This is a genomic window from Blastococcus atacamensis (assembly GCF_002938425.1).
GTDB classification, from domain to species: Bacteria; Actinomycetota; Actinomycetes; order Mycobacteriales; family Geodermatophilaceae; genus Blastococcus; species Blastococcus atacamensis.
Genome location: NZ_POQU01000121.1, coordinates 1 through 7,527, shown reverse-complemented (window position 1 = coordinate 7,527; position 7,527 = coordinate 1). Strand labels below are relative to the sequence as shown.

The window sequence follows — 7,527 nt, the reverse complement described above, 5'->3', positions numbered from 1 at the left end:
TATGTACTGTGTGAACTAGTTTGTAGAGTTGTCTATAATAATGCTTGTCAGTGCGACTGCCTCACTTGCTGCTTCGGCGGCAGCGTTAGGTTTGTATCAGCTGGCCGAACCGGTCCACCAGCTCGCGCACCTGGGCCGCGGAGACCAGGTCGCCGTCGAGCTCGCCGGGCTCGTCAGCTCCCGGACCCTGCCCCGTGAGCGTGTCCACGCCCGCGACGAGCGTGAGCACCACCTGCACGGCCGGGTGGTCGGCGTGCGGCCGCAGGACCAGGTCGGCCAGGCAGTCGGCCATCCGCTGGTCGTGGGTGCGTGGATCGCGGTTGCCGTCCTCGTCGAACTCGCACGCCTTCGCGTACGCGCTCAGTGCCTCGCGGCAGGCGCGCCCGACCGGCGTCGACAGCAGTGCGGTGAGCGCGGACATGCCGTCGTCGCGGGCGTCCAGTCGGACGTGCCGGTCGCGCGCGGCCTCCGCCAGCCGGTCGGCGGCCGCGGCGGCGTCGATCCGGGCGACCGCTCGACGGACCGATGCCCGCAGTGCCGCAGGGGTCTGCCGGGCCGCCCGCGGCAGGACGGCCGCCTCGACCTCCTGGCGCCTCGCGGGATCGGCCACGGGACCCGCCACCTCGACCATGATCCGTGCGTGTGCCGGCGAAATCTCTCCCGTGCTCAGCGCGGCCAGGGTGGCGGGCAGACCCTCCGCCAGCGTCACCGCGTCGACCAGCATCAGGGAGGCCGCGCGACCGGAGACGCCCAGCGTTGCCGCCGCCTCGTCGACTGCCCATTCGCTGACCTCGGTGAGGGCTGCCGGCCGGGACGCCCGCGACGTCGCGGAAGCGGCTCCCCGCTCGCCGGGAGCACGGTCGAACATCGCAGCCGGGCGGCTGCGGGCGAAGGCGGCCAGTGCGCGGACACGCACTGCCTCGTCGCGCGACAGCTGCTTCGTGGCCGCCAGAGCGGCGTCCAGCTGTGCTGCTCCGGAGGTCAGCAAGCGAGCTCGGGAGTCGAGGAACCGTTGGCGCTCGTCGCGCACGAAGTCGGCCGGATCCGGGTAGTCCGCATCGAAGTCCATCTCGAGGAAGGCGATGACGTAGGAGTGGTACTCCTCCATCGTCAGCACCACCTCGGACTCGAACATACGTTCGATGATACCGGAGGGTTGAGGCTCTGACCAGCGAAAAAGCCGAGAACTGAGCTGGGCGGTGGGGTCTGACGACGCCGGCGGCGGCGCGAGCCGGACGAGCACGCTGACCGGCGCATCCCGGCCGGATAGCAGGGTCGCCAGCGACGTCGGGGGCAGGTCGACCTCGGTGTCGTGCAGCGCGAGCAGCCACCCGTCGTCTTCAGGCGGGCGACGAGGTGACGTGTCGCCGAGTCGACATCTCGACCCGTCCGTCCCGCTCGCACCACCCGCCCCGGACGCATCGGCGCGGTCCCGCGCCGGACCGCCTCCGCTTCCTACGGTGACGTCGTGGCCAAGCACTTCACCGATGAGACCGCCGAGTTCGCGATGCCCCGACTGGGACGCCACTCGGCTCCCGACGCCGCCGAGCTGGAGATGACCCAGCGGTTCGTGCCCGAGTTCTCGCCGGCGCGCCCCGGGCTGCCGGCGGTTCCGCCGCGGGACACCCGCACCCGCTGACCCGAACCGGCTCCACGTCCGGCTTCCCGGGACAGCGCATCATCCGATCCGAGCACGGGGGACATGCAGTGACGATCCAGGAGCAGGACGTACCAGCTGCCGAGCCGCAGTCGATCGACGGCGACACCTCGAAGGGTGCCGGGGTCGAACGGCTCGTCGACGCAGTCCTCTCCCGTGGCGTCGACGGCTTCGGCCCGCTCAAGAGCGCCGAGCAGTTCGCTGCCGAGCACCTGGCCCAGCACGGCGACGTCGAGACCGCGATCGCCCGCGTGATCGCCACGCACACCCGTCTCGTGGCTGCGTCGGGGTTCGCCACCGGTCTGGGTGGACCCCTGACGATGCCGGTGGCGATCCCCACCGACGTGGCGGTCTTCTACGCCCTGTCGGCGCGCTGCGTCGCCGCCGTCGCCCATCTCCGCGGATACGACACCACGTCCGACGAGGTGCGCAGCGTGGTGCTCCTGTCGCTCCTGGGCGCGGGCGGGGCCGGGTTGGCCGGCGAGTTCGGCGCGACCCTGGGCACGAAGGCGGCCATGGCGGCGCTCAAGAAGCTGCCGGGCAAGACGCTCACCGAGATCAACAAGAAGGTCGGCTTCCGGCTCTTCACCAAGTTCGGCACGACAGGCGCCATCAACCTGGGCCGCTGGGTGCCTGTGGTCGGCGCTGGGATCGGTGCGGGAGTCAACGTGGCCGCCATGCGCACGACCGGCCGGTACGCCAAGAGCAACTTCCCGGTCAGCTAACGGATACCCCGGCCTCTCGCCCGAAAGACACCTGCCATGCCGAAGAAGAGCTCCACTCATGAAGAGCAGCAGCCCTACACCGTGGCAGACGCTGCGATGGACACCGTCGGGTTCGTCGTCGAGACCGTCGTCGTCGCCCCGGTCTGGTGGCTGATCGAGAACACGGTCGGAGCCGTCCTCGACGGCTGATCCGTCCGGCGCACCAGCCACCCGGGTCGGCGCGTCCGCCCGAACCGTGCGGGAGGCTGACCCGATGCCGCCCGTCCGCAGCTCCGGCGTCCTGCTCTACCGCCGCACCGACCGCGGCGTCGAGGTGCTGCTCGGCCACATGGGCGGGCCGTTCTGGGCGAATAAGGAGGCCAACGCCTGGTCGATCCCCAAGGGCGAGCACGACCCGGACGAGGACGCCGAAGCCGCCGCCCGCCGCGAGTTCGCCGAGGAGCTGGGCAGCCCGGTGCCGGCGACCGACCTGCAGCCGCTGGGCGAGGTGAAGGGCCGCAAGCTGCTCGCCGTCTGGGCAGGCGAGGGCGACCTGGACGCCGACGCGACCACCAGCAACACCTTCGAGCTCGAGTGGCCACCGCGCTCCGGCCGGATGCAGAGCTTCCCCGAGATCGACCGCGCCGCCTGGTTCGACCTCGACACCGCCCGCACGAAGCTCGTCAAGGCGCAGCTGCCGTTCCTCGACCGCCTGGCCGCCCACGTCGCCGACTGAGGGCTGGGCGACGATGGGGACCCACGTCGACCCGAGGAGCCGAGCATGCCCGCCCCTGGAACCCCGCTGGAGAAGCTCGGCTTCCTCACCATCGGCCTGTTCGACCCCACCGACCCGCGCGCCGGACACGAGTCGACCCTCGACGTCATCGCCCTCGGCGAGCAGCTCGGCTTCGACAGCGCCTACCTCCGGCACCGCCACCTCCAGTTCGGCATCTCCTCGCCGATCGCCGTCCTCGCCGCCGCCACGCAGCGAACGTCCCGCATCGAGCTCGGCACCGCCGTCATCCCGCTCGGCTGGGAGAACCCGCTGCGGCTGGCCGAGGACCTCGCCACCGTCGACCTCCTCTCCGGCGGCCGGCTGAACCCCGGCGTCAGCGTCGGCCCACCGATGCGCTGGGACGACGTCAAGCAATCCCTCTACCCCGACACCGCCGACGTCGAGGACTTCAGCTACGAGCGCGTCGAGCGGCTGCTCCGGTTCGTCCGCGGCGAGCAGGCCGGCCCCGCCCGCGGGCGCCAGGGCATCGAGGAGTGGTCCGACCGGGTCGAGCCGCACTCACCGGGGCTGCGGCACCGCCTCTGGTACGGCGGCGGCAGCACCCGATCGGCCAAGTGGGCCGGCGAGCACGGCATGAACTTCCTGACCAGCAGCGTGGTGACGGCGGAGGACTCGACCGACTTCGCCGCGATCCAGGCCGCGCAGATCCGCGCCTTCCGCGCCGCCTCGCCGGCGGGGGAGGCGGCCCGCGTCTCGCAGGGCCTCGTCGTCATCCCCACCGACTCGGCCACCGACGAGCAGCGCGCGAGGTACGCCGCCTACGTCGAGTCCCGCGCCCCTCGCGTCGGCACCCCGCAGGGGCCCGGCCGGCTGCTGTTCGCCCCGGACCTGCTGGGCACCTCCGAGCAGATCGCCGAGGCCCTGTACGCGCACGCCGGCTTCCGCGAGGTGCGCGAGGTGGTCTTCGCGCTGCCGTTCAGCTTCGAGCACGAGGACTACGTGCAGATCCTCACCGACATCGCGACCCGCCTCGGTCCCGCACTCGGCTGGCGGCCCGCCGGCCAGTGACGCCGGGCATGGAAGGGCCCGGACACGCTGAGAACGTCACCCGCGTGGGTGATTCGGATCGATGCGATCCGTTTCTGGGTCAAGGGATGGCCGCGATCGGCCGACGTTCTCCAGGTGAGCCGGTCAGCAGCGCCCGAGGTGGCAACGACGCCCGTCATGGCGCGCACACTGGCCACCTTCTACGTCTTCGGCGCGACCGCCGGGGTCTTCATGGCGTCGGGAGCGCCGGCAGGCGTCCGCCGCTCGCTGCTCTTCGTCCTGTGCGGGCTCGCCGCCGCCGCCGCCGTCGTCGTCGGTCGGTGGGGGGCGCAGTGGCGCCGGACGTACTACCACCCCGCCGTGGGAGCAGCGACCTCCCTGATCGTCGCCGCGGTGCTGCTCGCGCCCGACCCGGTCACCTCGCTGGCCGCGGCGATGCTGGTCGCCTTCGTCGTCGTCGACGCGCACTTCTTCTTCTCGCAGCACCAGGCGCTGGCGCACCTGGGCGTCGCCCTGGCCGGCATCACCGTCGCGCTGCTGGTCACCCCCGGTGTCCCGATGGGTGCGGCAGTGGGGCTGGACCTGATCCTCATCGGGATCGGCCTCGTCATCCAGCGGCTCGCGGTCCTCGCCTCCAGCGCCAGCCGCGATCCGCTGACCGGGCTGCACAACCGGCGCGGCTTCGACCGGGCTCTGGACGAGCTGATGTCCGAGGCGGCCCGCACACAGCAGCCGCTGTCGGCGGTGCTCATCGACGTCGACCACTTCAAGTCGGTCAACGACACCCACGGCCACGAGGCCGGTGACCGGGTGCTGTGCCGGGTCGCGGACAGCTGGAGCAAGGAGCTGCCCTCCGAGGCGTTCCTGGCCCGGCACGGCGGAGACGAGTTCTCCCTCCTCCTGCCGGGCCTGATCGGCCGCGACGCCCTGGCGCTGGTCCGTCGCGTGCTCGCGCGGCACCCCCAGGTCTCGCTCTCCTGCGGGGTCGCCCAGTACCGCGCCGGCGACAGCGCCTCCCAGTTGATGCGCAGCGCCGACCGCGCGCTCTACGACGCCAAGATCCTCGGGCGCGGCCGGGCGGAGCTCTTCGCCGGCGGCGCCTCGCGGAGCACGGACGGCACCGTGCTCGGCCGGCCGGGGCACCGCAGCCAGTAGCTGTCCGCCCGGCCGGGAGTGACCGCCTCCGCCGGCCGCCGATCGCACGGTGGTGGTGTGCGCGGTCCGGCTGAGCCGCATGGGGCACCGGGGCCGAGTCGGACCCCTGTCGTCCGCAGACCGGGCCCGAGTCCGTGCCAGATTGCGTCGGTTGCCCGGGACAACCGTCCGGGCGGAAATGCCTCCGGTCCACGCGCCGGAGCAGTCGCACATGCAACGGGGACGCACATGACTCAGCCCTACGGCCCGACCGACGGCGTCGACTTCTCCAAGCCCGGAGCCACGGCTCCGCAGCAGTTCGGAGCTCCGGCTGCGAAGCCGTTCTACAAGCGACCGTGGTTCGTGGTCGTCGCCGGGATCATCGTCCTGGGGACCATCGGCAACGCCGTGGGCGCCGGTGACGAGAAGCCCACCGACGAGGCGGCCGCGACCAGCACATCGGCGGCGGCTCCCACGACGCCCGCGCCGCAGGCAGTCGCTCCGCCGGTGGCGACCACCCCGGCGACGTCGGCCGCCCCGGTCGTCGACTTCGTCATGCCGGACCTCGTGGGCATCGATCTGCAGACCGCGCAGAACGCCGTGCAGGACAACGGCGTCTTCCTCAGCCTGTCGCACGACCTGCTGGGCAGCCGCAACCAGGCGCTCGACTCGAACTGGATGGTCTGCGACCAGAACATCCCGGCCGGTCAGCGGGTCACCGGGAACGCCGAGGGGGCCATCGACTTCGGCGTCGTCAAGCGCGAGGAGTTCTGCCCCTGAGCCGAGGCCCGCGGTGCGAGGCGAGCCTCGCACCGCGGGCTCCTCACGGAAGGCCGGCGTGCGGGACGGCGACCTCGGTGGACACCAGCACCGCCTCGCGCACCGGCGCCCGCAGGTGCTCGTAGAAGTCCGGCGCGCAGCACAGCAGCAGCGTCCGGCCGTCGTCCCCGCCGAGCGCGCAGGCGAACACGCCCATGCCGTCGGGCGCGGCGATCTCGTCGACGATCGCGCCGCCGGGCGCCACGCGCAGCACCCGTGAGCCGAAGCCGTCGGCGACCCAGACGTGGCCCTCGGCGTCCAGGGTGCAGCCGTCCGGTGCGACGACGACCTGGCCGAGCAGTTCCTCGATCGACCCACCGACCGGCTCGGGACCCAGCTCGGCCCACACCCGGCGGTTGCCCAGCGAGCCGTCGGCGGCGATGTCGAAGGCCGAGAAGCGGTTGCCCCACGTCTCGCCGACGATCAGGGTCCCGCCGTCGGGGGTGATGACCGAGCCGTTCGGGAAGCGCAGGTCCTCGGCGACGACGGTGACCGTGCCGTCGGGGTCCACCCGCTTCAGCGAGGCCGGGGCCGGCGTGCCGCCGCCCATGAGGTCGAAGCCGAAGTCGCCCACGAACGCCCGGCCCGCGGCGTCCACCACCAGATCGTTGAGGTGGCCGCCGCAGACGTCGGACAGGTCGGCGTGCGTCGACACCTCGCCGTCGGTCACACGCAGCAGCCGGTGGTCCTTCATGGAGACGACGAGCAGCGAGCCGTCGGGCAGCCAGCCCAGCCCCGAGGGCTGGTTCTCCACCTCGAGGACGACGGTCTCGCCGCCCTCGGGCCGCACCCGGCTGACCGTGTGCCGGTAGAAGTCCGACGCCCACCAGGCGCCGTCGTGCCACCGCGGGCCCTCGAAGTAGGAGCCACCTTCCAGCACCGTCGTGAACGCGTGATCACCCATGCGCCGGACGCTACGGGCCGCCCGGGGCCGTGACGACAGGAACAGGTGAGGCCTGGGCGCGGCAGTGCCCCGGTCGTCCGCGGACGACCGGGGCAGCAGCGCGCAGGATCAGGCGAAGCGCTTCGCCGAGTTGAAGCCGTACACCGAGTCGACCGGCACGACTGCGACCGGGTTGCCGTAGGTCGAGGAGTGCACCATCTGCCCGTTGCCGATGTACATGCCGACGTGGCCGACCGGGCTGTAGAAGAAGATCAGGTCACCGGGCTGCAGGTCGGCCTTCGTGACCGGGATCCCGGCTGCCGCCTGGGCACGCGACGTGCGCGGGATGTCCACGCCCGCGGCCTGGTACGCCGACCAGGTCAGGCCCGAGCAGTCGTAGCCCGGTCCGGTGCCGCCCCAGACGTAGGGCGCACCCACCTTCGACAGCGCCGTGTCGACCGCGACCTGCGCGGCGTGGTTGGGGGCCTGTCTCTTCTAAACATCTGACGCGGCAGACAAAAAGGATACAGTAGCTATATGTTGGCAG

General features: G+C 72.0%; 10 protein-coding genes. 7 read left to right on the top strand and 3 right to left on the bottom strand.

Annotation, left to right across the window (positions count from 1 at the left end; genetic code table 11):
* Positions 1 to 85 precede the first annotated feature (85 nt).
* A complete protein-coding gene (locus tag C5508_RS18380) occupies positions 86 to 1,135 on the bottom strand; it encodes a DUF222 domain-containing protein (protein ID WP_104526366.1) in 1,050 nt (349 codons plus the stop codon).
* Positions 1,136 to 1,468: 333 nt separating this feature from the next.
* On the opposite strand from C5508_RS18380, the gene C5508_RS19690 reads away from it, so the two are divergent.
* The 7 genes from C5508_RS19690 to C5508_RS18355 all read left to right on the top strand — a co-directional run bounded on the left by C5508_RS19690 (position 1,469) and on the right by C5508_RS18355 (position 6,058).
* Positions 1,469 to 1,639, top strand: coding sequence for a hypothetical protein (locus C5508_RS19690; protein ID WP_157944148.1), 171 nt, complete (start codon positions 1,469 to 1,471; stop codon positions 1,637 to 1,639).
* A 68-nt stretch (positions 1,640 to 1,707) separates the two neighbouring features.
* Positions 1,708 to 2,382 (top strand): EcsC family protein, encoded by a 675-nt coding sequence (locus tag C5508_RS18375; protein WP_198598177.1) that lies wholly within the window; start codon positions 1,708 to 1,710, stop codon positions 2,380 to 2,382.
* 36 nt (positions 2,383 to 2,418) lie between these two features.
* Positions 2,419 to 2,571: a hypothetical protein gene (locus C5508_RS19685; RefSeq protein ID WP_157944147.1), complete on the top strand. Its 153-nt coding sequence runs from the start codon at positions 2,419 to 2,421 to the stop codon at positions 2,569 to 2,571.
* A 64-nt stretch (positions 2,572 to 2,635) separates the two neighbouring features.
* Positions 2,636 to 3,097, top strand: a complete 462-nt coding sequence (locus C5508_RS18370) for an NUDIX domain-containing protein (RefSeq protein ID WP_104526365.1) — start codon at positions 2,636 to 2,638, stop codon at positions 3,095 to 3,097.
* A gap of 45 nt (positions 3,098 to 3,142) precedes the next feature.
* On the top strand, positions 3,143 to 4,165 hold the full coding sequence (locus C5508_RS18365) for an LLM class flavin-dependent oxidoreductase (protein ID WP_104526364.1): 1,023 nt from the start codon (positions 3,143 to 3,145) through the stop codon (positions 4,163 to 4,165).
* Positions 4,166 to 4,321: 156 nt separating this feature from the next.
* A complete protein-coding gene (locus C5508_RS18360; protein ID WP_104526363.1) occupies positions 4,322 to 5,299 on the top strand; it encodes a GGDEF domain-containing protein in 978 nt (325 codons plus the stop codon).
* Positions 5,300 to 5,527: 228 nt separating this feature from the next.
* The gene (locus tag C5508_RS18355; protein WP_104526362.1) at positions 5,528 to 6,058 is read left to right on the top strand and encodes a hypothetical protein; all 531 of its coding nucleotides are present in this window, start codon (positions 5,528 to 5,530) and stop codon (positions 6,056 to 6,058) included.
* 43 nt (positions 6,059 to 6,101) lie between these two features.
* On the opposite strand, the gene C5508_RS18350 is transcribed toward C5508_RS18355, so the two are convergent.
* Both C5508_RS18350 and C5508_RS18345 read right to left on the bottom strand, forming a co-directional pair.
* Positions 6,102 to 7,001, bottom strand: a complete 900-nt coding sequence (locus tag C5508_RS18350; protein ID WP_104526361.1) for an SMP-30/gluconolactonase/LRE family protein — start codon at positions 6,999 to 7,001, stop codon at positions 6,102 to 6,104.
* A gap of 108 nt (positions 7,002 to 7,109) precedes the next feature.
* On the bottom strand, positions 7,110 to 7,418 hold the full coding sequence (locus tag C5508_RS18345) for a C40 family peptidase (RefSeq protein WP_232797281.1): 309 nt from the start codon (positions 7,416 to 7,418) through the stop codon (positions 7,110 to 7,112).
* Between the last annotated feature and the right edge of the window lie 109 nt (positions 7,419 to 7,527).

Coding starts and splice junctions, on each gene's coding strand:
- C5508_RS18360 (WP_104526363.1), top strand. CDS start 4,322: ATGGCGCGCACACTGGCCACCTTCTACGTCTTCGGCGCGACCGCCGGG.
- C5508_RS18380 (WP_104526366.1), bottom strand. CDS start 1,135: ATGTTCGAGTCCGAGGTGGTGCTGACGATGGAGGAGTACCACTCCTAC.
- C5508_RS18370 (WP_104526365.1), top strand. CDS start 2,636: ATGCCGCCCGTCCGCAGCTCCGGCGTCCTGCTCTACCGCCGCACCGAC.
- C5508_RS19685 (WP_157944147.1), top strand. CDS start 2,419: ATGCCGAAGAAGAGCTCCACTCATGAAGAGCAGCAGCCCTACACCGTG.
- C5508_RS18365 (WP_104526364.1), top strand. CDS start 3,143: ATGCCCGCCCCTGGAACCCCGCTGGAGAAGCTCGGCTTCCTCACCATC.
- C5508_RS18355 (WP_104526362.1), top strand. CDS start 5,528: ATGACTCAGCCCTACGGCCCGACCGACGGCGTCGACTTCTCCAAGCCC.
- C5508_RS18350 (WP_104526361.1), bottom strand. CDS start 7,001: ATGGGTGATCACGCGTTCACGACGGTGCTGGAAGGTGGCTCCTACTTC.